Below are 524 nucleotides of genomic sequence, written 5' to 3'. Positions count from 1 at the left end.
ATGAAAATTGGCATAATTGACCTTTGTAAACAAATAGAAGATCCTAGGATGAACCGCAAAAAAGTACATAAAATGGAAACTATTATCTATATATCCATTGCTGCTGTAATCTGTGGCGCTCAATCCTGGAATGAGATTGAGGAATTTGGCAATGCGAAAATTGCTTTTTTCAAAAGTCGCATACCTGGTCTGGAGTTCATCCCTAGTCATGATACTTTTAATAGATTCTTCAGTATAATAAAGCCCGAGTATTTTGAGTTGATCTTCCGTAATTGGGTAAAACAAGTCTGTCAGGAGGTGAAAGGCGTTGTTGCTATAGATGGCAAGCTCATGCGTGGTCCAAGCCAATGTGACGGAGAACATACTACGGGAAAAGAAGGATTCAAATTATGGATGGTTTCTGCATGGTCTGCCGCTAATGGAATTTCTTTAGGTCAGGTAAAAGTAGATGATAAAAGCAATGAGATTACAGCTATTCCATTGTTAATTAACTCTTTGGAACTAAGTGGTTGTATTGTTACAAT

At 37.4% G+C, this 524-nt stretch carries 1 protein-coding gene; it reads left to right on the top strand.

Annotated elements, in window-relative coordinates:
* The coding region (locus tag N5O98_RS27440) for an ISAs1 family transposase (protein ID WP_269496321.1) at window positions 1-524 on the top strand (524 nt) is incomplete at its 3' end.

Origin of the sequence: Bacteroides sp. LFL-34, from assembly GCF_027257075.1 — a bacterium.
Taxonomy (GTDB): domain Bacteria; phylum Bacteroidota; class Bacteroidia; order Bacteroidales; family Bacteroidaceae; genus Bacteroides; species Bacteroides ovatus.
This window is presented reverse-complemented; position numbering and strand designations above follow the sequence as displayed.